Annotated in this window: 20 protein-coding genes; 14 read left to right on the forward strand and 6 right to left on the reverse strand. The window is 54.5% G+C overall.

Features of this window, described 5'->3' with window-relative positions; genetic code table 11:
- Together VK738_19380 and VK738_19385 are read right to left on the reverse strand one after the other, a co-directional pair.
- Positions 1-3,282: hypothetical protein (locus VK738_19380; protein ID HTD24824.1), on the reverse strand; the 3,282-nt coding region annotated here is incomplete at its 3' end.
- A gap of 576 nt (positions 3,283-3,858) precedes the next feature.
- Positions 3,859-4,836 carry a hypothetical protein gene (locus tag VK738_19385; protein HTD24825.1) on the reverse strand — a complete coding sequence of 326 codons (978 nt, stop codon included), beginning with the start codon at positions 4,834-4,836 and terminating at the stop codon, positions 3,859-3,861.
- A gap of 426 nt (positions 4,837-5,262) precedes the next feature.
- On the opposite strand from VK738_19385, the gene VK738_19390 reads away from it, so the two are divergent.
- Both VK738_19390 and VK738_19395 read left to right on the forward strand, forming a co-directional pair.
- Positions 5,263-6,771 carry a pentapeptide repeat-containing protein gene (locus VK738_19390; GenBank protein HTD24826.1) on the forward strand — a complete coding sequence of 503 codons (1,509 nt, stop codon included), beginning with the start codon at positions 5,263-5,265 and terminating at the stop codon, positions 6,769-6,771.
- Between the two features lie 18 nt (positions 6,772-6,789).
- A complete protein-coding gene (locus tag VK738_19395) occupies positions 6,790-7,551 on the forward strand; it encodes a hypothetical protein (protein ID HTD24827.1) in 762 nt (253 codons plus the stop codon).
- 64 nt (positions 7,552-7,615) lie between these two features.
- Here VK738_19395 and VK738_19400 read toward each other — a convergent pair whose 3' ends face one another.
- Positions 7,616-8,776, reverse strand: a complete 1,161-nt coding sequence (locus tag VK738_19400) for a protein kinase family protein (GenBank protein HTD24828.1) — start codon at positions 8,774-8,776, stop codon at positions 7,616-7,618.
- A gap of 427 nt (positions 8,777-9,203) precedes the next feature.
- Between VK738_19400 and VK738_19405 the strand changes: the two genes are divergently transcribed.
- The 8 genes from VK738_19405 (at position 9,204) to VK738_19440 (ending at position 18,474) form a co-directional block, all read left to right on the forward strand.
- Complete coding sequence (locus VK738_19405) at positions 9,204-10,244, forward strand: Gfo/Idh/MocA family oxidoreductase (protein HTD24829.1); 1,041 nt, start codon at positions 9,204-9,206, stop codon at positions 10,242-10,244.
- Between the two features lie 248 nt (positions 10,245-10,492).
- A complete protein-coding gene (locus VK738_19410) occupies positions 10,493-11,617 on the forward strand; it encodes a TonB family protein (GenBank protein ID HTD24830.1) in 1,125 nt (374 codons plus the stop codon).
- A 155-nt stretch (positions 11,618-11,772) separates the two neighbouring features.
- Positions 11,773-12,744 carry a tRNA (adenosine(37)-N6)-dimethylallyltransferase MiaA gene (gene miaA, locus VK738_19415; GenBank protein HTD24831.1) on the forward strand — a complete coding sequence of 324 codons (972 nt, stop codon included), beginning with the start codon at positions 11,773-11,775 and terminating at the stop codon, positions 12,742-12,744.
- A gap of 93 nt (positions 12,745-12,837) precedes the next feature.
- On the forward strand, positions 12,838-13,287 hold the full coding sequence (locus VK738_19420) for a hypothetical protein (GenBank protein ID HTD24832.1): 450 nt from the start codon (positions 12,838-12,840) through the stop codon (positions 13,285-13,287).
- 137 nt (positions 13,288-13,424) lie between these two features.
- Positions 13,425-15,347 carry a glycoside hydrolase family 3 N-terminal domain-containing protein gene (locus tag VK738_19425; protein HTD24833.1) on the forward strand — a complete coding sequence of 641 codons (1,923 nt, stop codon included), beginning with the start codon at positions 13,425-13,427 and terminating at the stop codon, positions 15,345-15,347.
- Entirely contained in the window at positions 15,331-15,942 is a 612-nt protein-coding gene (locus VK738_19430) for a hypothetical protein (protein ID HTD24834.1), read from the forward strand. Before VK738_19425 ends, VK738_19430 begins: the two co-directional genes overlap by 17 nt.
- A gap of 60 nt (positions 15,943-16,002) precedes the next feature.
- A complete protein-coding gene (locus VK738_19435) occupies positions 16,003-16,194 on the forward strand; it encodes a superinfection immunity protein (protein ID HTD24835.1) in 192 nt (63 codons plus the stop codon).
- A 204-nt stretch (positions 16,195-16,398) separates the two neighbouring features.
- Complete coding sequence (locus tag VK738_19440) at positions 16,399-18,474, forward strand: M13 family metallopeptidase (protein HTD24836.1); 2,076 nt, start codon at positions 16,399-16,401, stop codon at positions 18,472-18,474.
- A 275-nt stretch (positions 18,475-18,749) separates the two neighbouring features.
- On the opposite strand, the gene lipA is transcribed toward VK738_19440, so the two are convergent.
- Positions 18,750-19,661: a lipoyl synthase gene (lipA, locus tag VK738_19445; protein ID HTD24837.1), complete on the reverse strand. Its 912-nt coding sequence runs from the start codon at positions 19,659-19,661 to the stop codon at positions 18,750-18,752.
- An 88-nt stretch (positions 19,662-19,749) separates the two neighbouring features.
- Positions 19,750-20,130, reverse strand: a complete 381-nt coding sequence (locus VK738_19450; GenBank protein ID HTD24838.1) for a cytochrome c — start codon at positions 20,128-20,130, stop codon at positions 19,750-19,752.
- 59 nt (positions 20,131-20,189) lie between these two features.
- On the opposite strand from VK738_19450, the gene VK738_19455 reads away from it, so the two are divergent.
- The gene (locus tag VK738_19455; protein ID HTD24839.1) at positions 20,190-20,618 is read left to right on the forward strand and encodes a DUF488 family protein; all 429 of its coding nucleotides are present in this window, start codon (positions 20,190-20,192) and stop codon (positions 20,616-20,618) included.
- A gap of 259 nt (positions 20,619-20,877) precedes the next feature.
- Positions 20,878-21,654, forward strand: coding sequence for a YIP1 family protein (locus tag VK738_19460; protein ID HTD24840.1), 777 nt, complete (start codon positions 20,878-20,880; stop codon positions 21,652-21,654).
- A gap of 121 nt (positions 21,655-21,775) precedes the next feature.
- Here VK738_19460 and VK738_19465 read toward each other — a convergent pair whose 3' ends face one another.
- On the reverse strand, positions 21,776-22,525 hold the full coding sequence (locus tag VK738_19465) for a polysaccharide deacetylase family protein (protein HTD24841.1): 750 nt from the start codon (positions 22,523-22,525) through the stop codon (positions 21,776-21,778).
- A 124-nt stretch (positions 22,526-22,649) separates the two neighbouring features.
- Between VK738_19465 and VK738_19470 the strand changes: the two genes are divergently transcribed.
- Together VK738_19470 and panB are read left to right on the forward strand one after the other, a co-directional pair.
- On the forward strand, positions 22,650-23,312 hold the full coding sequence (locus VK738_19470; protein HTD24842.1) for a deoxynucleoside kinase: 663 nt from the start codon (positions 22,650-22,652) through the stop codon (positions 23,310-23,312).
- 195 nt (positions 23,313-23,507) lie between these two features.
- The gene (gene panB, locus VK738_19475; GenBank protein ID HTD24843.1) at positions 23,508-24,410 is read left to right on the forward strand and encodes a 3-methyl-2-oxobutanoate hydroxymethyltransferase; all 903 of its coding nucleotides are present in this window, start codon (positions 23,508-23,510) and stop codon (positions 24,408-24,410) included.
- The last annotated feature ends 2 nt before the right edge of the window (positions 24,411-24,412 follow it).

Consider the following 24,412-nt stretch of genomic DNA (forward strand, 5'->3'; position numbering starts at 1 on the left):
GGCATCGGCGGTGACGGTGATGGGGTTAGTTGCTGTGATGCTGCTGGTAACTGTATCTTTCGCGGTGATGCTTTGCGCTCCGGCGGTTTGCAGCTTGAAAGCATTGGTAAACATCTTCTGTCCGTTATCTCCCGCCAGGAAAATATAGTCTCCCGGCACTATAACCCCGCCCGCGGCGTCGGTTGTCGTAAAGTGCACCGTGCCCGCGTAGTTCTTCGCCGTATTGTTGAATTGGTCCTGCGCCACAAGCCGTACCGTAAAAGGTGCTCCTACAGTCGCCGTCGGTGGTGAAGTCATGCTGTATTTGCTGGCGGCAGCGTTGCTCACATTGATTACGCTGCTGGCTCCCGTGATGCTGCCGGTGACGGTGTCGGTCGCTATGACGGTTCGCGGACCGGCTGTTTTCAGCGTAACTGAGGGGAACGTCCCCACACCGCTGGCCAGGGTGCTATTACCCGGCAGGACTGCCTGTGGGTCTCCGCTGGTGAAGCGCACTGTGCCGGCGTAACCCGTAGCCGTGTTATTGAATGAATCCTTCGCGGTCACGGTGATGCTAAAAGCATTTCCAGCAATGATGTTTGCAGGTGCGCCGGTCACGTTGAAATGAGTGGCCGCCCCTGGATTTACTGTAATTCCCGCCGAGGTTCCGGTAAGCGAGGCGGCCGCATCAGTTGCAGTCACGGTCTGGCTGCCCAGTGTTCCCAAAATGACATTATTAAAAACGTGCACTCCGTTATCGCCTGCGACAAAGGTGTAGTCAACCGGCAGCACCGCCTGCCCATCGCTGCTGGTGAAGTGCACCGTGCCGGTGTAGTCAGTTACAGTTGAATTGTTGATATCTTGCGCGGTGACAGTCACGCTGAACGCGCTGCCCGCGTTTACGCTTCCCGGAGCCGTTACAGAAAAGTGCGTGATCGTGCGGACAAGCGGATTGATCTCCCACACGCCCCGGCCATAGGTGGAAATGCGGATAAAGCTGCCATTAGGAGGCATGAAGATATCTGTCACATGAACGTTCGGCAAGCCGGCGCCGAACTTGTGCCAACTCGCGCCGCCATCGGTGGTCTGATAGACCCCTACAAAAGTACCCGCATACACTGTGTTCCCTGTGTTGTCGCTGGGATCAATCTGCAGCTTGCTGACGCTGGCGTCGGGAAGCCCGTTGCTGGCTGCCGTCCAGGTCGAGCCGCCATTGATGCTCTTGACCACGCGAATTGCGCCGGAGTTGAACGCCTCTGAACACACATAAAGGATGCTGTTATTCACCCAAGCGATATTGGTGTTGCTGCTGTTGTAACCGGGAACAGCGGTATTCAGTGGAACCTGCGTCCAACTTGCACCGCCATTGGTCGTCAGCAGAAGATTTCCACTGGTGCCGGCAACAGCAATATGGCTCGTATCAACTGGGCTTACTCCCACGACGTGCACGAGCGCACGAATCGTTTGTGCTGTTCCTGGCGCTCCAAAGGAGCCAATAGACGTCCAACTGCTTGCGCCGTTTGAGGTTTCGTAAACGTCATGAAGGCCAACCGTAAAAAAGACTGTACCTGCGGGATCGGCCGACGCCAAAGGATTGGTAATCGCCGTGGCAAAGGGTGTGTCACCGGTGTTGATGCCAGTGGTAGCGACCGACCAATGTGCCCCCAGATCCGTGCTGTTGTCCACCGCGCCATGGATGTACGTGCTCAGCGTCCAGGTGGTGTTTGCCTGGCTCGTGCCCACTCCAAAGCCATCACCGCCTCGCGTCTGGTCATATATGGTTGTGCTGCCCTCGCGAACCCGCGTGCCATTGTCTTGCAATCCGATAATGGTGGTGCTGAGCGAATTTGGATTCGTAGTCAGGGCATAGATCAGGTGGCTTACAATGCCGATGTTCTTCCTGTAATCCCAACTGGCCCCAGTATCGTTGCTCACAAATAGGCCGCCGTCAGAGCCGAAAAAAAGTTTCGCCGGGCTGGTGAGCGTGCTGATGGCTGCTGCATGGAAGTCGGCATGGGCATACGGCAAATTTGCGCCGCTACGCGGGAGCCAGTCGGTAATCAAAGTCCAGGTAGCGCCGCCGTCTGTCGTCCTCGCAGTGCACAGGTTCCCACCAATGTAGACGGTACTGCGAGTGGCATCCGTAGGATCCACCAGGATCATCTGGTTGTAAAAAGCCTGGCCGTGCATGATGTCCATGTTTGAATTGTCGGCGTTGGGGTTAGATGGTGCTTTGCTGCCAAGACCTAGTGCCGTCCAGGTCAGGCCGCCATCGGGCGAGCGGAACAGGTCAAGCTGATCGGTCCCGCCAGGGTTTCCTGCGAAGGCATAAACAACCACATCCCCAGGGAGGCCAATCCCCAGTGTCGAGCGTCCCGCTCCAGTAAATCCAGGGGTGCCGGTTTGGCTCCAGGTAGCGCCCTTATCGGTAGAAAGCCAAAGCGTGCCGTCCGCCGCCGAAACCAGCCACCCTGCGCTGGTATTCGCCAGGCTCCAAAGCACCCTTGCACCGATGGAGGGATTCGGTGAGGCGTCGTAGGTTGCTCCTCCGTCGGCCGAGCGGAAAAATCCTGCATCGGTTGCCACCATAACGATATCGTTCCCGCCGCTGATATCAACCTTGATGTCTCTTACCGAAGTAGCGTTCGCAAGATTGATGACCGGGCCCCAGGTGTCGCCTCCATTGGTGGATTTGGTCACAAATCCGCCCGCCAGAGGAAAATCATCAAAGGGGTCTCCCAGCCCAAGATAGAGAACATTCGACGTTCTGCCGAAGGCTACTGAACCGCCTCCCGTCGTAGGGAGGGCATCGGTTTTTGGCACCCAGGTTGGATTGACTTGCAGAAAGTTCGTGGTCTTCCACAATCCGCCGCCCGAAGTGAGTAAATACACAGTATTGACGTCAACCGGGTCAGGCAGAATGGTGCGCGCGCGTCCACTGTCTACTACGTTTAGAGTAACGCCGTTGGTTTCAAAAGTTGCGTTGGTTGGTCCGATGGAAACCCAGGTTGGAATAGGGGACAAGGGCACGATGCCCGGCGCCAACTGCGGATAAAGCTGGTTTTGCCGCTGCGTCTCGCGCAGCATCATGTCTTTGTAGTCCAGTGGCTCGCCACTGAAGCGCTCGCGCATCCAGATGCGCCGGCCCCAGGGATCGTCCTGGATTGGCTCGTTGTCCTCCGGCTGTAGTTGCTGCAGAGTGGGCGGCCCAGCTACCCTCTGCGCCCAAATTGGCGAAGCAGCCAGCAGCAGGATCAAAACCAGCAGCGCGCGTGAATTGCGCAAATTTGGGAAACAGCACATGCAGTCCTCCTAAGACCCAATACTTCGACTAGTGGCCATCATCAACGGAAGTGGTTTTTAAGGGAGGTAATTCTTAATTCAAATCCAGAGAGGCTGGAAAGTCAAGATTACCGCTGGGCGAGGGCCGAATTCAGATTGGGGCTTGCCTGGTACGCAGTTCCGCAGGCTGCAGATTTTTTGTCTTCCAAGCGGTGGGGGGTGGGTACTTGCTGCAAGTGTCTGGGAGACCTAAAAACAGCGCTGATCGCCGCATATTTGCTGGGGAAAATTGATTTCAGGGTGGGGACTTGCTGAGCAGTCCTCAGTCGTTAGTCCTCAGTCCTCAGGGCGCTTTTGTTCTGAGCGCTCCTCCCACTTTGCGGGATGCGCGCATGCCTTCGGCAGAGCGGAAGAGACACTTTTCACCCACCGCTGCGCGGTGGCTTACCTCTGTTCGCGCCTACGGCGCTCGCTTCGCGCTCACCCGTTCTAAGGGTTCGGCAATACCGACCGACAACGAATTTTCAAAGACCTCTAAGGGCATTACTCCAAGTAAGCCCCGCTTCCTGGGATGCTTTACGAACTCTTACTGCCCGGCTACCGCCTCGTGCCCCGGAAGCGCGCGGCCGACCTGGCTGCTGCCTTGGGAACCGTGCCGGTCACGAAGCCGGGGTTGTTGTATTGCGGTCTTCGCCACCACGGCATTTCGGGTGTGGCCAAGGCGAGATAACGAGGCCCAAGGCCGGGAGGGTACTGCACGGATTGATGTTCTTTCGGCGCAGGGGAGACGGGCTGCGCGGAAGACGGGGCCGGGCTCACGGCAGAGTCGCCGTTTGGCTGGGGTTTGTTTTGGCCGTTCTGCTGTGATTTATTTTGGTCGTTCGGTTTTGGTTCGTTTTGTTCAGTCTGTTGCTGAGCTTTTGTCTGGTTTTGGGCGCAGGCTGCGGATGCGGGGCTGAGGCTGTCTTGCATCCCTTGTTCTGGTTTATCTTCTCTTTTGTCTAGTCTTGCGGTGTCTGGTTTTGGGTTTGGGTCTGGCTGGCTGTGCGAGGAGAGGGGGTTCGGGGCCGAAGTGGCTGCGGTCTCGCGAGGATAGATCTGGGCCCCGGTGATATCCCTAAATACGAGGTTTAAGCCTTCTATGGGCTGTTTTTTGGCAGGGCGAGTGGCTTTGCCGGTAGCCTCGCGCTGGGCGCGCATTTCGAACTCAAAGCCGCGGAGCATGGCGAGGCCGAAGTTTCGGATGCAGTTGGCGGAGCGGAGATCCATCTCGCCCTGGCGGAAGTGGTTGACCGTCACTCTGAACATCTCGACAACGTCGGCGGTATCCCGAAGCGGCAGGGCGGGAAGGTTGGGAGGGAGTTTCAAAACCTCCTGGGCCTTGTAGCCGCGGATGACTCCGCCGGCGCGGCGTGCCGCCGTGCTTTTCTTTTGGGACTCGGGATCGTGAAGGAAGCAATATTGCCTGCCCTTCCGGGGATGGGCGTTGCACTCGGTTCCATCATTACGTTTGTGGCAGCAACGGGGTTGCTGGCTGGGGTTGGTTTTTACTCCAAAAAGCTGTGCGATTTTCATAGATATCCTTTCCGGTATCCCTTTTAGGGACACCTGAGGATCATGATGACGCAGAATTGGTAGAAATTAACGGTATGGGGCCAGTTTGATACCAGTTTTTGGTTCTCAGTTCTCGGTTCTCAGAATCGGGGTTTAATTCACCGCGGAGAGGCGGAGGAGCGGAGAAAAACCGAATTTCAACCACTACGCGGCTGCCCTAGTTGTCTGTGCTAGCCGCCCAACGAGGTTAAGGCAGAATCGAGAAGTTTTTTCCGACAGCTATTTACAACTGTTTGACGGCACTAGCGAGGCAGAGTAGCCTTTCTTTCACTATCTTGTGCAATCATGAAACTGGCCAGTCAATACTCGTGTCCCGTAATCATGAGCGGTAATCCGTGTGGCCGGCCAATACATAAAAGCACAGATGACCCGTTACCAGTTTGCGTGATGCATTCAATTGATCAATCCAAACCAGGTGCCCAGTTCAATAATGAAATCAAAGCAATAATTGCTGGGACTTCGAAATATGGTGTTGCCAACAATTTCTACGACTTCTCGCGGTTTGTCTTCCCGATAGTTGATTTTTCAGAAACAACGTTTCAGAAGAAACTTGAGTTCGCGGGAGCTGTTTTTACTTCACACGCCCATTTCGAACGGAGTTCTTTTGCTAAGGATGCGGATTTTACCAGGTGTGAATTTCGTGCCAGCGCCGTTTTCTCCGCTTCGACGTTCAAGGGCAAACTAACAATGAAAAGCGCAATGTTTCATGGGGAAGCGCAGTTCGATCAGGTGCTATTTAGTCAAGATGTTGATTTCACCAGTGCTGTTTTTTCTTCAAAAGCGGCTTTTTCCACGACAGCTTTCCACAAGAAAGCGGTTTTCTTTGGCACACTTTTTAAGGAAGATGCGTTCTTTGCTTTCTGCAAGTTCTATGATGAAAGCGAGTTCGGCGCCTCGCAATTTAATGGGGATGCAAACTTTCAAACTTCCAGATTCACTAAGTCAGTAACCTACTTTTCAGCAACATTTTCGCAGAGAGTAGACTTTTCCTCCATGGTTGTGGGACGGTACGTCGAACCAGGTATGCTACCTACGAGCGGTGATGCTCAAGCTGCTTTCGCAACTGTCGATCTTAGCAATGTAGTCTTTCAGCAACCTAACCACGTAAACTTCTTTGGAATAAATTCAGCGTCACTCGACGGATTATCGATCAGATTGGCGAATTGTTCCGGAATTGAGCAGGTTAGATTTGAAGAAGTCAGATGGAAGCGATTGGGCCGCAGAATCGTATTGCAAGATGAACTCGATATTACATCCGATCTGCGACAGCCCGATCGATCCCATGACTTGGTGGCCAGTACTTACAAAAAGTTAATCAGAAACTTCGATAGCTGGCGCCAATATGACCTGTCGGAAGACTGCTTCTGTGGTGCTATGGAAATGAAGAGGCTCGCGCCTAATCATTTCGCCCTGGGACGATTCCGGCGCGTTGAGGAATTTTACCGCAAACATACCTGGGCTAGAAAGTTTGGGGAATCTTTCTCTGTCGTAAATCTCTACAGAGTTCTTAATCATTACGGCTCCAGCTATTTGCGTGCAATTATGGTGTTAGTACTTTTTGTGTGTCTTTTTACTATAGCCTATCCGTTCCTTGGTCTGTGCATGAAGGATTCTAGAACGAGCGTTACCGGTACTGCGAGCACTTCTGCAATAAACACAGACGATTGCGCTACCAATGCCTTTTATTGGGGGGCAGCGGGACATAACTACCGTGATTATGTAAAAGTTGTAGGTGCCGGTCTCTGGGTGACTCTTGATGTTGCAACTTTCCAGAAGAAACCGACTGTTGAACCGGCAAGTAAATGGGGCAGGCGCCTCGCTTCACTGGAACTTGTAATAATACCGGGCCAGGCTGCTTTATTTCTGTTGGCCGTGCGTCGTCGGTTTCGTCGCTAAGGAACCAATGTTGATCCAATGACTCCAGAACAGAATACGAATTACAAAGCTTCTTCTAAGTATTCGCTGCTTCTTTTAATGCAAGCCAATATGGTGCTTTATCTTCCCGTCTTGGAAGCATATTGGGTAGCAGAGGAGATGTCGGAACAAATATCTTTTTCGCTATATCCAGAAGACGACGCCGATTTTTCTCTCTTGCAGACCATACGCCCGGGGCTGGAATTGATTGTTGCGTATAGTTACAAAGTAGCCGCATGCGAAGTGTTGCAGAATTCCTTCCACAAGCAAACATCCGAAGGTAAATTCGTGGAACATTTTAGCTTAAAGTTGAAGATTACGAGATCGGATTTTACCCCGGCGGTTGAAGTGGGATTCTCAAGTACAAGCTCTGACCGACTTGCCGAAATGCGCGCTCGGCGTCTCTTGCTGAATGAAAATCCGGCAACTGAGACAACAGACATCAATGCAATAATGCGGGAGGTCGTTCTGAGAGGTCAAGGTACCTTAGTACAGGTAGAAAAATCTACGTTCCCTCAGTTATTTCAACAATTTGGAAGTAATCCAGACAGGTTTCTTGAAATCACCTGGATAAATGCGGTAGCGCAATTGAAACTCAGCGCATGTGTTGCAGATGTGCGCAAGCTCGAACTTAGGTTGCAAGGAACAATTTTGCACGTGCTATTTGTCGGTACAAGGAAACCTCAGTTCAGTCATACCTCACCCTATGAGATGCGCATAGAGGGTACTTGTGCTCTGTCCAGTGTACCTGTGCGGAACTGACTGGTCTTTCGGTCCGATTCGTTTCTCTTCCCGCCTTCTCTCCGCGCTAGCCTTCCCTTGCAGCTCAGATGAGGGGGACTTGGCCCGGGCTCGTTCTAAATAATTCAACATGACCACAGTTGTCGCAGATGAACGTTTGAACCATCAGGTTGGCAGTATCGGATCCGGAAATCCAAAACCTGATAGCTCCGGCCGATTTACCATCAAGTAGGACTTCGGGCTTATAAAATCCTTGGCCACAAATGCGACAAGGTCTTGGGATACCGGGTGACAATACCTGCCCACCGCTCTGCATAACAGCAAGGAATGCGTCGACAACTAATAGCAAATCGTCGGCAGATGAAAGGCAATCATGCGACTCCTCGACCACACATTTATCGAGAATTTTGTTAATAACGTGCATATGCGGGTCGTTTGGAAACGTTTTTGTCAGATCAAAATCGGGGCGTTTATGATATTCCCTCGGCAGCACTGCCCGGCCATCGACCATGCACCACAACAGCTTTCCAAGCATATAGACGTCGAAACAAGGTTCTACTTTTTCATGCCGCCCCCCCAGGTTTGCCCACTGAGGCATGTAGTCGCGCGGGCCCACCCGCTCTTTTGTTAATGTGACCCTATCGCCAGCGTTTGGTAAGTAAACAATCCCAAAGTCACCTAACACGAGTTCCTCGTCACTTCGAACAAAAACATTAGCCGGCTTGATATCCCGATGTACGTAGCCCTCCCCATGCAACCCCGCCACTGTCTTTACGAGTGATCGAAAAGCCTTAAGGGCAAGAATGGCGCGGCCTTTATAGCGAGAGAGATTGTTTTCTAGCGTGCCCTCCGAAAAAAACTCTGTCACTATCCAGCGTTTTTCTACATTCGAATCCAGAAGCTTAGGAAGGCCTGGTGTATCCTTGCTGAGCGCGGAGATTTCATTTTTTAAACGCTCAATTGCTTCGTATTCGGGAGACTTTGGGATAGGAGGCATGTTGCTTGAGTCTTCTGGGGGAATCTTGAAAACCTTGAGCGCACCCAGTTCGGAAGCATTATCCGGACGCGCATATGACCACATTGCTGTGGCTAGCTCCGCTCTCTTGTCCTCGTCTAAAGCGGTGCGAATTATCTCGAGACAATGCGTACGCTCGTAGCTTCTTGCAGGGCTTCTAACTAAAAATACATCGCTCTGACCGCCGCCTCCCAGGGAGTTTATTCTTTCCCATTCTGCGTCGTTTTTCATTTGGTGTTATGCCTCCGACAAATTGACATAAATTGTAAGGTCTGTTTTCTGGTCATGGCCAGAGATAATATGAAGTTGCTGCGGGTTCTATCTATGCTCCGCTATGCTGCGCACTGGCTTTCGGCTTCGCCCAGGGCAGGAATCGAGCCGCAAGCTGAATTCTGAATAGATTCTTCAGAGAATGCCTCGCAGCAGTATGGACAACCGAGATATTCTCGGGGTCTTTCGACTCGGGCGTGCGCCCTCGCTCAGGATGACAGACCTAAAAGCAGTTGCCGATTACGAGATAAATCTTTGCTATGAAACATCAGCATTCATTCGCGTCCCCCCTCCTACCTGACAGTAATTTCATCGCTGCCACAGTTTGAGAGTTGCGGTTGCATCTGCGAAAATCAAACTTTGTCTTTAATGAGAAGGAGACTTTAAGCTGCCATCTTCTGAGAAGCTTCGCGTAGCTGTCATCGGGGTGGGCGCATTTGGGCGCAACCATGCCCGCGTGTATCACGATCTGGCCAAGGAAAATGCTGTGGAATTCGTTGGGGTTGTCGATTCCAACCCTGCGCACGCTGCCCAGATTGCCGGCGAGTTCGGCACGCAAACTTTCGGTTCGATTAATGAATTGCTGCAACGCAGCAAGCCGCAGGCGGCTTCGGTTGCCGTGCCTACGCAAGCCCATCTGCAGGTTGTGCGTGAGCTCATGCAGAACGGAGTTGACGTGCTGATTGAAAAGCCGGTGGCCGGCACGCTGGCCGATGCCGATGAGATGCTCGCTCTGGCGCAGCAGCATAGCCGCATTGCCCAGGTGGGGCAGCTTGAGCGCTTCAATCCTGCGGTGCGGGCTACGGTGCCCTTGATCACCAAGCCCATGTTCTTCGAGGTGCACCGGCTGAGCGTCTTCACGCCACGGTCGCTCGATGTGGATGTGGTGCTCGACCTGATGATCCATGATATTGACGTGGTGTTGTCGTTCGTGAAGTCACCGGTGAAAGAGATCCGCGCCGTGGGCCTGCCCATCCTGAGCGCTAAAGTAGACATCGCCAACGTACGCATGGAGTTCGAGTCGGGCTGCGTGGCCAACTTCACCGCCAGCCGGGTAAGCACCGAGCGCATACGCAAGCTGCGCTTCTTTCAGCCGCAGCAGTATATTTCACTCGACTACACCCGCCAGGACGTCGTGGCGTTCACGGTTTCTGGCGATGGCTCTCCCAGCGTGGTGTCATCGCTTTTGGCAGGCATGGATGAGGAACAAGACCATCCGTCCAGTCCGCAGATCAAGATCACCAAACCTGAAGTCGTTCGGGAAGAGCCGCTGCGCACTGAGCTATGTTCGTTTCTCGACTCGGTACGCACGCGCAGCGCGCCGGTGGTTTCGCTCGAAGATGGCCGGCGCGCCCTGGCGGTTGCGCTGGAGATCCTGGAAGTAATCCGGGAGCACTCACGCAACGTCAAATTGGATAAGCTGTTGTAAAAGCAGTCCTCAGTTGTCAGTCCTCAGTTTGGTGAAAGCCGCTGCAAGTTCGAGACTTTCTGCCGTTCTTAGGGTTAGTCGCTGGAATACCTGTTATGTAAAGTCGTATGTAAAGTTTTGTTCAGAGTGTTTTTCTGAGTGCGCGAAGTATTAAAAACAATGCGAAAATAGTAACGGGTGGCAATTATAAGCATCTAATAGACATCTAACGTCCTAGCGCCACCACCAGCAATCGCAGTTTCCAGAAGATGCCAAGCATTATCCAAATTCCGCTGCTTGAGGAGATGCGCAAGGCGCAGGGCACTTCTGCGAATGGCGAAGGCCGTGATTCCGGCGCGCAGGCATCGCTCTTTCCCCCTCCGCCAGCCTTTGATGATCGCCTGCACAAAACACCTTTTGGCTTGCTGGAAGACGATCTGGAGTTGCAACTGGAGCGCTCGAAGCTGCGCGAGGCCTTCTGGATCTCGCTGCTGGTGCATGGCATCATGCTGGCTATCGTCGTATGGTTGTTCCCCAAGCTTTTAGCGGGACACCAGCCGACACCCAGCGCTTTGGCGCAACTGCTGCAAGACCATCAAATAACGTTTCTGGAGATGCCGCCCACTCCAACCCAAAAGCCGTTAGACAACAACAAAATATCTGACCAGGACCGGCGTGCGGCGTTGCGTCACCCTGACCTGCAGCAATTGCGCGAGCTGGAGGATGCAAGACGGGCAGGCGCTCCGCAAGCCATGCAGGCGCCCGCTGCACAAAGCCCGCCAGCAGGACAGCAGGCACAACAAAACCAGCAGGCTCAGGCGCAGCAACCTCAGCAGCCCACGCAGCAGCAATCGGATAACACCATGGCGCACCTGGAGCAACCGCAAACGATTGCGCGCAACAACGCCAACAATCCGTTTGCAACGGCGGCTTCAGCGGGATCTGTAATTGAGCAGGCGGCGCGGGCTTCGGCGGAGCGGCACACCTTCAGCGGCACGACCGGTGACTACGGAATAGGTCCGTCGGCGCAACCTACAAAACTGCGTAACGATGTAGACGTGCTCAGCGACACCATGGGGGTGGATTTTGGTCCATACCTCAAGCGCGTATTAGATAGCCTCCGCCAGAATTGGTATGAACTGATCCCAGAAGAGGCGCGCCCGCCGCTGATGAAATCGGGCAAGGTCTCGATTGAATTTGCCATCACCAAAAATGGCTCGGTCGCCGGCATGCACCTGGTTTCACCCTCCGGCGATGTGGCGCTCGATCGCGCCGCCTGGGGCGGAATTACCGGCTCGAATCCATTCGAGCCTTTGCCGCAGGAATTTCACGGACAGTACCTCGCATTACGTATCCACTTCTTTTACAATCCGCAGAAGAGCGACCTTCGTTAGAAACAGTTACAAGTTCCAAGCTGCAAGCTCCAAGGAAACTCACTTATGCCCGCCGCTAAACGCCAGAACACGCTCGGATTGATTCTGATTGCACTGCTCATACTCCTGTTTACCCTGGCGCGATTCTGGAGGGCGATCCACTGGAACAATCACTGATGGCAGAGAGCGAAGCTGCGCATCAGGCTTTGCCGCAAAAGCCGCTTCCCCTGCTGGTCGTGATCCTGGGGCCGACAGCTTCGGGCAAGACCGCGCTTTCGCTCGCGCTGGCACAGCGATTTCATCGAGAAATTGTCAATTGCGATTCGGTGGCGGTCTACCGCGAATTTGAAATCGGAACTGCCAAACCTACCAAGGCAGAACGCGCACTCGTTCCCCATCATCTGCTCGACATCATCTCGCCTACGGAGCCGTTTACCGCGGGCGATTATTCACGCTGTGCACGCACAGCATTGCACCAGATCAGGCAACGCGGAAGCTTGCCCATCGTGGTGGGAGGCACCGGACTCTATTTGCGTGCGCTGCTGGAGGGGCTGTTCGCCGGCCCGCCACGCTCGGAAGAATTGCGGGAGCGGCTGCGGCGGCGCGCAGAAGAAAAAGGCGGGGCATATCTGCATCGCATTCTGCGAAGGCTTGACCCGGCTGCGGCGGCGAAGATTCATCCTAATGATGCCGCCAAGCTGGTGCGCGCGGTTGAAGTGTGCCTCGCGGCGCAGCAGCGCATGAGCGAATTGTGGCAGCGCGGACGCGATCCGCTCACCGGATTTCGCGTGCTGCGCCTGGGTCTTGATCCTGAACGCAATGCGCTCTATGAACGCATCAATGAGCGCGCCCGCCGGATGTTCGCAGCAGGGTTAATCGAAGAAACTCGCCGCTTGCACGAACAATACGGCGAGACTGCAGCACCGCTGGCCTCCCTGGGATATAAGCAAGCCATGCAATTCCTTCGCGGCGAAATAGGCGGTGAGCAGACCCTGGTGGCGGCGCAGCAGGCCCACCGCAACTACGCCAAGCGGCAGATGACCTGGTTCCGGCGCGAAGCGGAGGTCCACTGGTTCAAAAATTTTGGAGATGATGCCCAGGTGCAGGACGAAGCCGTGGCTTTTGTGGAAAAGTTTGTGGAAAAGTAGGTGAGAAATAGCCAGGTCGTAGCCCTTTCGTAATCTGAGCTTTGTGCAACCAACATGGAACAGCGGTAATCTCATATGTATGAGGTTGCCTCGATGGAACTCCCCGCCACCGCCATTTCGGACCCGACTGAACTTACCAGCCGGTTGCGACGCGTCACTGAAGAGCTGCGAGTTATTCAAGAAGATCTTTATCAAGTTTCCGCTTCCAATCCTCTAAAATCCAGCCCCATGGGAAAAGAAGAGCACTTGCAGATGGTGAACTCGCTGCTTGATCTCACATTGCTTACCGACCTGAAGGTGGTGGTGGACCATTTGCGTCAGATCTTGCGCACTTATATGGACACCTTGTCAGACCAGTTGGCCAATAATAAGGACTATCCTTTAGAGGTGTACCGGGTGCAACGCACCACCGAAGCCCTGCGCTTGCTGCACCAGGGCGCCCAGGAGCTTGCCGAAGGCGAGCTTGCCCGAGGACTCTCTTTCATTGAGCGCATTGATTCGTTGGTCGAGCGGCAATTGCATCCCGAAGAACCGCAGGCGTAAAAAACGCCGCTTATCCAGCCATGAGATGTGTGTGGGCAAGATGCCCACAACACGACAGCCGGCGAGACGCCGGCGCTACGGAACAGCCAAAAATTCCCCGATGACGAACATGCAGTAATTCTGCTATTGTCGCCATCATGTACAAGCGCCTGCTTCTCGTCGTGCTGCTGGCCATCTCCTGCCTCGCAAAAGACTTTCAAAAACCTGGGCCGATTCAAACCACGGCGGACGCCCAAAAGTGGGCCGATAAGACCTTGCGCAAGCTCAGCCTGGAAGAAAAAATCGGGCAGATGTTCCTGATGCGCGGCCGGGCGGAGTTTCTGAACGTCACCAGTCCCGACTATCTGCAGCTTCGCGACCAGATCCATCGCTACCACATTGGCGGTGTGGTGCTGACGGTGCGCACCGACGGACCTTTCCTGCTTCGCAATCAGCCCTTTGAAGCAGCTACCTTTACCAACCGTTTGCAGGGCGAGTCACGTCTGCCCCTCATCTTTGCCGCCGATTTTGAGCGCGGTCTCTGCACCCGGCTGAACGGCGCTACCGTGTTTCCCCACGCCATGGCCTTCGGTGCAACGGGAAATCCGGCTTACGTTGAAGGCTTTGCCCAGATTGTTGCCCAGGAGGCCCGCGCCATTGGGGTGCAATGGAACTTCTATCCGATTGCGGATGTGAACTCCAACCCGGCCAATCCCATTATCAACACGCGCTCCTTCGGCGAAGACCCCAAAATGGTTTCAGAGATGGTTACAGCCTATATCCGGGCAGCACGCGATGCCGGCATGATGACCACAGCCAAACATTTTCCCGGCCACGGCGATACCGAATCGGATTCGCACCTGCAACTGGCGCGGGTAGGGGGCGACCTGCAGCACCTGCAGAACATCGAGCTGCCGCCCTTCGAGCAGGCCATTGCAGCCGGAGTTGATTCGGTGATGGTGGCACATGTAACCGTGCCAACCCTGGACCCTGATCCGGGACGCGTGGCCTCGACCTCGCCCCTGGTTATCGAAACCCTGCTGAAAGGCCAGCTTGGCTTCAAAGGGCTGGTTGTGCCTGATGCCATGGATATGAACGCGCTCATGCGGCTGTTTGTTGGACACGATGCCAACCCCAGCGCCCGCGCCGCAGTCGAGGCCGTGAAGGCCGGCAACGACATGATCCTGATCCCGGCCGACTTGGACGCTGCCTATAACGGTCTTCTCAATGCCGTGCGCAGCGGAGAGATTCCTGAGACGCGCATTGACGAATCTGTCCGCAAAATCCTGGTGACCAAGGCCACGTTGGGCCTGGCCAAAGCGCGTCTTGTGAATATTGATGCCCTGCCCAGCCTGATTGCCACCCCTGAACACGTGGCCTTCGGCCAGCTTGTGGCCGACTCTGCGATTACCCTGGTGCGCGATAACGGCCAGGTGTTACCGCTCAAAAAGCCTGCTCCAGCGAACGGAACTTCCGGGCCTGCACTTTCGTATCAAGCAGAACAGGAGGCCGGAAAGCGGGTGCTGGCAGTGATATTTTCCGACGATGTGCGGACGGATTCAGGACGCACGCTGGAGCGGGAGCTGCGGGCACGCATTCCGGATGCGAACATCATTTATGTTGACCCCAGGATTGCAGCAGGTATGACACCCCAGGTGATGCAGGCCGTGAATGAGGCCCAGAGTGTTATTGCTGCCGTCTATTTGATTCCAACTGCCGGCAAAGCTGTACGAGTGCAGGGTACGGTACAGAATGCGATTGGCCTGGCGGATGCACCCGCCGATCTGTTGCGGCAAATCCTGGCAAATGCCGGGCCGCGCACAGTGGTGGTCGCTGTAGGAACACCCTACGTCGCTGCTGAATTTCCCGAGATACAAACTTATTTATGCACGTTTTCAGCCGCCAGCATCTCGGAGTTCAGCGCAGTGAAGGCGCTCTTTGGCGAGATTCCTATCCACGGCCACCTGCCGGTTACTATTCCCAACATAGCTCAGCGGGGCGCGGGTATTGAAAAACCCGCCGTGGTTGCTCCTGTGCCCCCAGTCGAAGGAGGTTTATTGCAGCATGCGCAAGGAAAATAAATTCGCTTCTCTAGCTGCGGTTTGTTCCGCGGCAACTCTGCTCTTGGTGCTCGCAGGGTGCGCTGGCATCGACGTAAAGTCCAATGATTCCGATAAGTCGGGGAAAAATGTGGAGATCAGGACTCCCGTCGGTGACCTCAAGGTGCGCAAAGAGGTTGATCTTAAGGCGCTTGGCCTAACACCCTATCCCAATGCGAAAGTGATTCCCGATGATGAAAACTCCAAGGATGACAAAGACACGGGCGCCAATGTGAACATTTCCACACCGTTCTTTGCATTGAAGGTCATCGCCGCCAAGTACGAATCGGATGACGCGCCTGACAAGATTATTGAGTTCTACAAAAAAGACATGGCCCGCTATGGGAAAGTACTTGAGTGCAAGGGATCGAGCTATAACGCAGGAGCGTCTAAGGAGAAAGACGACGACATGTCGCTGAAGCTGACCTGCGACGAGAAAGGTGGCGACGGCAAAAGCACGACGCTGAAAGCCGGCGAAGGGTCGAGCCAGCATATGGTGGCAGTCGAACCCCAGGGGAAGGGATCGCACATCGGATTGGTCTATATCCAGATGCGGGGTAAAGCAGAAACAATGTAGCTCAAAGCAGCTAGAAACAGCAAGGAGTAGGGATCGGCTCTTCGATAACTGGAGGCATAAATGATCACACTGGCCATAGCGTTCGTACTCTACTGGCTTCCATCGTTGCTGGCATACCACTGGAGGCACAGGAACCGTACCGCAATCCTAGTCACTAATTTTTTCCTGGGATGGACGATAATTGCGTGGATTGTGATCCTTATCTGGGCCTGTACGAACAATCGAGAGACCAGCGCCGCTGCGTGGGGATAAAAAGCAGTTCTAAAGTTCCAAGCTGCAAGCTCCAAGGGGAGACTGCTTACCGCAAATTGCATGGGTTACTGCTAACCAAGTACACTGGTTGGCGTCTATAATGAATTATCATTCAGTGGCCTGTTTGGCTTTGATGATTCTGCCTTAATGAGATATTTCTTTCTTCCCCGTTTAAATTCATTCAAATCCTGAGGAGTTCCACTTATGCGTCTGATGAAATTACTCGGCTTTGCGTTACTGACAGCCACACTGGCTGCGGCGCAAGAGCCTAAGTCTTCAAAAAACTTCCCCCCGGACCAGGTACCCAACCTGTCCCTGGGTTTCAGCATTCACGCCATGGACGTAACCGCCGACCCCTGTAACGATTTTTACCAGTACGCGTGCGGTACATGGATGAAGGAGAGCCCAATCCCTGCTGATAAATCCACGTGGGGCCGCTTCAACGAGCTGGATGAGCGCAATCGCGCAGTGCTGCATGACATTCTGGAAAAGACCGCTGCGAATGATCCCAAGCGCACCCCAGTGGAGCAGAAGATTGGCGATTATTACGCTTCATGCCTGAACGTGAAAGCCATTGACGAAAAAGGCCTGAAGCCCATTCAGGCAGAGCTTGACCGGATTGCCGGCTTGACCGACAAATCTCAACTGGCCGCCGAAATTGCGCACCTGCACAATATCGGTGTAGATGTGCTCTTCAATTTCGGATCGGATCCTGATTTTAAGAATGCCAGCAAGGTGATCGCCGCCACCGACCAGGGCGGAATTGGGCTTCCTGACCGTGATTATTACTTTAAAGATGATCCTACCTCCCAGAAACAGCGCGAACAATACAAGCAGCATGTGCAGAACATGTTCCAACTGCTGGGCGATAAGCCGGAAGACGCCGCCAAAGAAGCGCAGACGGTCTTCGAAATTGAAACCGACCTGGCAAATGCCTCTATGAAGCGTGTGGACCGGCGCGAGCCCAGCAACATTTACCACAAGATGACCACGGCAGAGTTAGCCAAACTGAGCCCAGGCTTTAATTGGAATGAATACATCACATCCATTGACGCTCCGGACTTCAAGGAACTGAATGTGGCTGTGCCGGATTTTGTAAAAAACATGCAGGCGCTAATTGAAAAACAGCCCCTTGCGAATTGGAAAACGTATCTGCGCTGGCACCTTGTCCATTCCAACGCCCCCCTGCTGCCCAGCAAATTTGACGATGAAAATTTCGACTTCTATGGCCGCAAGCTGCGTGGGCAGGAAGAGCAGGAAGCCCGTTGGAAGCGTTGCGTACGCTTCACCGATGGCGCCCTGGGTGAAGCCCTTGGGCAAAAGTACGTGGACGAAACTTTTGGCGCGCAGGGTAAAGAGCGTACTCTGAAGATGATCCATGCGCTGGAAAATGCCCTGCAAAACGACATCAAGGGTTCACCCTGGATGACGGACACCACCAAGCAGGCAGCGCTGGTCAAGCTGGAAGCAATCGCCAATAAGATTGGCTATCCCGACAAGTACCGTGACTACAGCCTGGTCAAAATTGTCCGTGAGGACGCTCTCGGGAACCAGCAGCGCGCTGATGCCTTTGAATTCCGGCGTCAACTCAGCAAGATCGGCAAAGACGTGGACAAGACGGAGTGGGGGATGACTCCACCCACGGTCAACGCTTACTACAATCCGCTGGAAAACAACATCAACTTCCCTGCCGGAATTCTGCAGCCTCCGTTCTACGACAACAAACTGGACGATGCTGTGAACTTCGGCGGCATCGGCGCCGTCATTGGACACGAACTTACCCATGGCTTTGACGACGAGGGCCGCCAATTCGATGCTCAGGGCAACCTGCGCGACTGGTGGACCGCGGAAGACCAGAAGGCTTTCAAGGAACGCTCGCAGTGCCTGGTGGATGAATACAGCAACTTCGTCAGCTTGAAAGATGACAAGGACCCGAAGAATGACGTTCATCTCAACGGCAAGCTCACCCTGGGCGAAAACACCGCTGACAACGGCGGCTTGCGCATTGCCTATATGGCGCTCGAAGATACGCTCGCCGGCAAATCGCTGCCCAAGATTGACGGCTTCACGCCTGAGCAACGCCTCTTCCTGGGATGGGGACAGGTCTGGTGCATGAAAATGAAACCGGAGACCGCGCGGCAACGGGCACTGACCGATCCGCACTCTCCCGGCAGGTTCCGCGTGAATGGCGTCGTAATCAATATGCCTGAGTTCCAAAAAGCTTATAACTGCAAGAAGGGTGATGCCATGGTCAGCGAGAACGCCTGCCACGTTTGGTGAGGTTGTAATTGAATTACAAAAGGCACAGCCGAAGTGGCTGTGCCTTTTTGTTTTGTAGTGAGAGCATTACCGACGGCTTCAGAGAATACAAGCCTACTCTTGTCATTCTGAACACGAACCCTGAGCGTAAAGCGAAGGGGAAGTGGAGGAACCCCTATCGTACAGACAATGCATGCTGCGTTACAGCAGAAAGCTTCGAAGCTGAAAGGGATTCCTCGTCTCTTCGCTCCTCGGAATGACCAACATGAGAAATTTTCTGTGCGCAGATACGGCGTTTACGCGATTGAACTGACCGACTCTGCCTGTTCGTGAGCGTGATAGCTGGAGCGCACCAGAGGTCCGGACTCGACGTGGCGGAAGCCCATTTTGAGAGCTTCGCTTTTCAGATAAGCAAATTCATCGGGAGTGTAGTAGCGCGTCATGGGCAGATGGTCTTTGGAAGGACGCAGATACTGGCCAATGGTCAGGATATCCACCTTGCGTGCCGCCAGGTCTTGAAAGACCGCCAGCAGCTCATCCGTTTCTTCGCCCAGGCCCACCATGACGCCGGTCTTGCTTACCGTTTCCGGCGAAAACTGCTTCACGTTGGCCAGCAGTTGCAGCGTGCGTTCGTAGCGCGCACCGGAGCGTACAGCACGATACAGCCGAGGCACCGATTCGGTGTTGTGGTTCAGGATATCGGGCTTAGCGTCGAGCACGATCTGCAAGCACTCATCAATGCCCTGAAAATCGGGGATCAGGACTTCCACGCTGCATCCTGGAACCTGCTCACGGATTTGCCGGATGGTTTCGGCAAAGACGCGGGCGCTGCCAAAATTATCGTCATCGCGATTGACGCTGGTGACGACGGCAAATTTGAGTCCCAGAGTTTTTACGGCTTCGGCCACGCGGCGGGGCTCATCGTAATCAATGGGCAGCGGCTTGCCTTTAGGCACCGCACAGAAACCGCAGCGGCGCGTGCACAGATTGCCGAGCAGCATAAAGGTCGCGGTCTTGTGGTGCCAGCACTCGCCAATATTAGGGCACTGCGCCGATTCGCAAACCGTGTGGAGATCAAGCCCGCGCGCCAGCTTCTTGAGCGCATGATAGTTGTCGCCCACCGGGGCCCGAGCCTTGAGCCACTCCGGTTTGGGGCGGGGAACGCGAGGAGAGAGGTCAATCTGGACGAGTTCGACTGCGCTGGCCATGAAACTTTATTTTACATGGATTTTTCGCCGCGGGTGGACGCGGATCAACGCTGATCCCAAGGGGTCGCTATCGGCTGAAGTGTTGCATTTAGAGGGTATGCAAATATGCCAGCAGATCGTTGAGCTGCTGGTCGTCCAAAACATTTTGCAATCCCGGCATATTGCGGCGACCAAACAGAATTGCATCACGGGCGCGGTCGTCGTTGGCCGGGGCACCGCTGGGGAGATATTGCTTGCGGAAGAGCCCCTGCAATCCCGGTCCCTGGCGCCCATTGGTGGAATAGGCATCGTGGCAGACCGCGCAGCGCGCTTCAAAGATGCGCCGGCCACGCTCTTCCTGCGGGGTCAATGGACGATTGGCAGAACCCGATGGGGAGTTGCATCCGATACTCATAAGCAATACGATTCCCCAGACAAAGACCGCACCCAGGCTGCCGAGCCACAGACGGGATTTTCGTAATCGCAACAAATATTTATTATGTTGGAGTGCGGTAGATTTGGCAAAGGCAGCTCCCAAGGCAAGTGCAAATGTCGGTCACGATCAAACGCGTTTATGAACCACCGTCAGCCGCCGATGGCGCGCGCGTTCTCGTGGACCGGTTGTGGCCGCGCGGCCTCACCAAAGCCAAGGCCCGCATTCATGTGTGGCTTAAAGAACTGGCTCCTTCTCATGAATTGCGGCGCTGGTTCCACGAACGTCCTGAATATTTCCAGGTCTTTCGCAAGCGTTACCTGAAAGAGATGGCTGATCCCACTGCCTTGCAGGCTTTGGAGCAGCTTTACAAAATGGCAGGCAAGGAAAAAATTGTGACCCTGGTTTATGCCTCGCACGACGAAGCCCACAACAACGCGGTTGTGCTGCGTGACTTGCTGCACGGGATGCGCAAACCGCCTTCCAGTTCCGGCCCGGCAAGAGCGGCAGCAGCGAGAAACCGCGCAAGGATGCCAAGAAGCTAGCTCGTCCGCAGTCCTTAGTCCTTGGTGCTGGCGCTACATGGGGGAATTAAACCGCAGAGGACGCGGAGGAGCGCTGAGGCTTGGGGAATTCGCGCGCGCAACAACGCTTTTCAAAAGCCCACCCGACGCCCTGCAAAACGGCTCAAGATGTCCACACGACACCCGGCGAGACGCCGTCTCTACTTCAAACTGACCGCTACTAGAAATTTTTCAGGAAGTGACGCCATCGGTTAGAATTCCAACCTGGAGAAAATCCCCCATGAGCACACCCGTTACATCCTCTCCTAATCCTATGCCCGGCTCGACGGCTGAGGCTGCGCCTGGGCTTTCCGAAGGCGAACGGCTTATTAATGTTTTCATCGCGCCTTCTAAGACCTTCACGGATTTAAAACGCAAGGCGAGCTGGTTTGTTCCCTGGCTTTTGCTAGTGATTGCCAGTGTGGCGTTTATCGGCGTCGTAGCACAGAAGGTTGGCTTCCGGCAGATTACAGAAAATGCCATGCGCATGAACCCCAAAGCGCAGGACCGTATAGCCCAGATGCCTGCCGAGCAGCGTCAGGCTGCTATGCAACTCAGTGTAACCATCACGAGAGCGATCACCTTTGCCGTTCCTGTAATTGCGCTGGTGATTTATGTGATCGTAGCCGCCGTTCTAATGGCGACCTTCAATTTCGGTATGGGAGGAGAGGTGCCTTTCGGCACGTCCCTTGCAATCGTCATCTATGCAAGATTGCCGGAGATTATCAAGGCTCTGTTGATCATTATTTCTCTTTTCGCAGGAGCTGACCCTGAAAGCTTTAATATTCAAAACCCGATAGCGAGTAACTTGGGTTTCTTCGTGGATGCCAGCGCTCATCCCGCTTTGTACAGTCTGGCCTCTGCGTTTGACATATTTTCTATCTGGGTCATCGTGCTCACCGGCATCGGCTTTTCGTGCGTGAGCAAGGTGAAAAAATCAACCGCGATTGGTGTGGTCTTTGGCTGGTACGCTCTGATTACCCTTGTGGGAGTGGGTTGGCTCGCATTAACACGATAAACCCTGCCGGAACCAGAAACAGAATGCGGATCTTCTCCCACACAAATAGAATGCTGTGCTGATCGCCGTGGTTAAAAAACATCATAAATGATCGCTGGAAACGCCGGGGGTGGGGGAGAACTTACGTAGCTACATTTGGGGCTGCGTCTTTGTCGCGGTCTTGCTCTTCTTTTCCCTTCATCATTTCGGGGATGGTAACAAATTCATAGCCTTGATCGTGGTAGCGGCGAATGAGGCGGTCGGTGGCTTCGACGGTGTGGCTGCGGTCGGCGCCCATGTGGTTGTGATCGCCATCGTGCATCAGGATCAAATCGCCTCCGCGAATCTGCCGTACGGCGTGCTGCTCAACCCGGTCGGCAGTCGTAGGCTTCCAGTCGTAGCAGGTCACGCTCCACTTGATGGGTTTGAATCCCATGCTGTGAATGGTGCGCATGACCGCCGGACGCTTGGCTCCAAAAGGCGGACGGAACAGCCGTGCGTGCTCGCCGATGCTTTCCGTCAGCACGCGTTCGCAAATTTCCAACTCGCGCCGCAGCTTCCGCAAAGAAGTAAAAATGAGATTGGGGTGGGAGTAGGTATGGTTCCCGATAGCGTGTCCGGCTTCGGCAATCTGGCGGGCAATATCAGGACGCGAGCGCACATGACGGCCGATGAGAAAGAAAGTGGCCTTTACACCGTACTTGGAGAGCACATCCAATAGACTCTGCGTGCAGGAGTCGTTGGGGCCATCGTCATAGGTCAGGGCGAGTTGCCGCGGATCAGCACCGCGAGCGAAGCTCGCGCCGAAAAGCTGCGACTGAGGGGCAATGGCTGCATAACTATATGCCCCCGCGCCGCCCAAAAGGGCAGCACCAGTGAGCCAACCTAACATATAAGCGTTTATTGTAAACGAATCAACGACTTCCGTGGAGGGTTCACAGAAATTTTTACGTTTACTCTTTCTGCAATTGCGTCTCTTGCCAAGGCAGGTTATTCTCCATGCATCAGTCGAACCCATGGCGAAACTTTTCGAGCCTCCCCGTTACATCGCAGTGGAAGGGCCCATCCGAGTCGGTAAGAGTACGCTTGCCCGTATTTTATCAGAACGGATGAACGCACAACGAGTCATTGAACCGGAAGATAATCCTTTTCTCACCGGTTTCTATGAGGGCGAACGCGGCGCGGCCTTCCAGACACAATTCACCTTTCTCATCCAGCGCTACGAGCAGTTGCGGGCACTCGAGGCCGGCCCCGAGGCGCGCAAGACCATCGTGGCCGATTACATCTTCGAGAAAGACAAGATCTTCGCCTGCATCAATCTCAACGATCATGAGCTGGCGATTTATAACCGCTACTATCACATTTTCCGCGAGCAGGTCCCCACGCCGGATCTGGTGATTTATTTGCAAGCTTCCCCGGAAGTGTTGAAGAAACGCCTGCGCAAAAAGAATGCTCCCGGCGAAGGCGCCATCAGCGATGATTACATCGAGGAAGTCGCCAAGGCCTACGAGCATTTTTTCTTTCACTACACGGCTTCGGACTTGCTGGTCGTGAATACTTCCGACATTGACTTTGTGGACCGCAACGAAGATTTGCAGGAGCTGTTGCGGCGGCTGAGCGAACCCATCCATGGGACGCAATATTTCCTGCCGCTGGGCTCGGAGGCGGCCAGCGCGTGAAGCAGTTGCCGGTTCCCGGTCGCCAGCTGCCCGTCATCAGGAAATTGTGGGGTATCAAGTAACTAAAATGCTTGTTTTCTTTGGAGTCGTTTTGGCTCTACAATAGTCAAATACTTGAGCAGTTGTCTGGCACCGACTACTGGCAACTGCATTTTCAGACGGTATCCGTTAAGGCGGAACTGCACTGGAGGCAATATGAGTTTCACTTCTTCGCATGAGCAGCAAGAAAGCTCTTCTCGTCCTAAAGTCACAATCCAATCCATTCAAGAGAAAAAAGGCAAGCAGCGGATTACCTGCCTGACTGCCTACGACTATCCCAGCGCACGGCTGGTGGATGAGGCCGGCATTGACATGATCTTAGTCGGCGATTCGCTCAGCATGGTGGTGCTGGGGCAAGAGAACACTCTCGCCATCACCGTGGATGAGATGTTGCACCACACCCGCGCCGTGCGCCGCGCTGTACACAGTGGGCTGGTGATTGCCGATATGCCGTATGGCTCGTATCAACTGGGCGCAGAAGAAGCGCTGCACAATGCCGCACGCTTTATCAAAGAGTCAGGAGCCGAAGCGGTGAAGATTGAAGGCGGCGAGAAGCGCGTGGGATTGATCTCGCGCCTGCGCGATGCCGAAATTCCCGTGATGGGCCACATTGGCCTGACTCCGCAGTCGTTGCTGCTCATGGGCGGCTACAAAGTGCAGGGAAAGAACCTGGCTGATGTTGAGCAGCTCATGCGCGATGCTTTGGCGCTGGAGCGGGCCGGCGTTTTTTGCATCGTCCTGGAAGGAATACCGCGTGAGGTCGCAGCCATGATCACCGCTGAAGTGCGTGTGCCCACCATCGGAATCGGCGCCGGCCCGGAGTGCGACGGCCAGGTGCTGGTGCTGCATGACATCCTGAACCTGACCTTTGCTCCACAAGCCAAATTTGTGCGGCACTATGCCGATGTTGCGGCAACCATACGCCGCGCGCTCGAGAGCTACAAAGCCGACGTGGAAGCGCGAGCATTTCCCAGCGACGGGGAATCGTATCATCTTCCTGCGGAAACACGGCTGGCGCTGGAGAGCATCTGCGAGCGGAAGCGTGCATTGCGGAAGTGACC

Source organism: Terriglobales bacterium, assembly GCA_035487355.1.
In the GTDB taxonomy this organism is placed as follows: domain Bacteria; phylum Acidobacteriota; class Terriglobia; order Terriglobales; family Acidobacteriaceae; genus QIAW01.

Excerpts from the sequence above, each read along its gene's own strand:
- VK738_19385 (HTD24825.1), bottom strand. The coding sequence starts at position 4,836 with ATGAAAATCGCACAGCTTTTTGGAGTAAAAACCAACCCCAGCCAGCAA.
- VK738_19390 (HTD24826.1), top strand. The coding sequence starts at position 5,263 with ATGCATTCAATTGATCAATCCAAACCAGGTGCCCAGTTCAATAATGAA.
- VK738_19395 (HTD24827.1), top strand. The coding sequence starts at position 6,790 with ATGACTCCAGAACAGAATACGAATTACAAAGCTTCTTCTAAGTATTCG.
- VK738_19400 (HTD24828.1), bottom strand. The coding sequence starts at position 8,776 with ATGAAAAACGACGCAGAATGGGAAAGAATAAACTCCCTGGGAGGCGGC.
- VK738_19410 (HTD24830.1), top strand. The coding sequence starts at position 10,493 with ATGCCAAGCATTATCCAAATTCCGCTGCTTGAGGAGATGCGCAAGGCG.
- miaA (HTD24831.1), top strand. The coding sequence starts at position 11,773 with ATGGCAGAGAGCGAAGCTGCGCATCAGGCTTTGCCGCAAAAGCCGCTT.
- VK738_19420 (HTD24832.1), top strand. The coding sequence starts at position 12,838 with ATGGAACTCCCCGCCACCGCCATTTCGGACCCGACTGAACTTACCAGC.
- VK738_19425 (HTD24833.1), top strand. The coding sequence starts at position 13,425 with ATGTACAAGCGCCTGCTTCTCGTCGTGCTGCTGGCCATCTCCTGCCTC.
- VK738_19430 (HTD24834.1), top strand. The coding sequence starts at position 15,331 with ATGCGCAAGGAAAATAAATTCGCTTCTCTAGCTGCGGTTTGTTCCGCG.
- VK738_19435 (HTD24835.1), top strand. The coding sequence starts at position 16,003 with ATGATCACACTGGCCATAGCGTTCGTACTCTACTGGCTTCCATCGTTG.
- VK738_19440 (HTD24836.1), top strand. The coding sequence starts at position 16,399 with ATGCGTCTGATGAAATTACTCGGCTTTGCGTTACTGACAGCCACACTG.
- lipA (HTD24837.1), bottom strand. The coding sequence starts at position 19,661 with ATGGCCAGCGCAGTCGAACTCGTCCAGATTGACCTCTCTCCTCGCGTT.
- VK738_19455 (HTD24839.1), top strand. The coding sequence starts at position 20,190 with ATGTCGGTCACGATCAAACGCGTTTATGAACCACCGTCAGCCGCCGAT.
- VK738_19460 (HTD24840.1), top strand. The coding sequence starts at position 20,878 with ATGAGCACACCCGTTACATCCTCTCCTAATCCTATGCCCGGCTCGACG.
- VK738_19465 (HTD24841.1), bottom strand. The coding sequence starts at position 22,525 with ATGTTAGGTTGGCTCACTGGTGCTGCCCTTTTGGGCGGCGCGGGGGCA.
- VK738_19470 (HTD24842.1), top strand. The coding sequence starts at position 22,650 with ATGGCGAAACTTTTCGAGCCTCCCCGTTACATCGCAGTGGAAGGGCCC.
- panB (HTD24843.1), top strand. The coding sequence starts at position 23,508 with ATGAGTTTCACTTCTTCGCATGAGCAGCAAGAAAGCTCTTCTCGTCCT.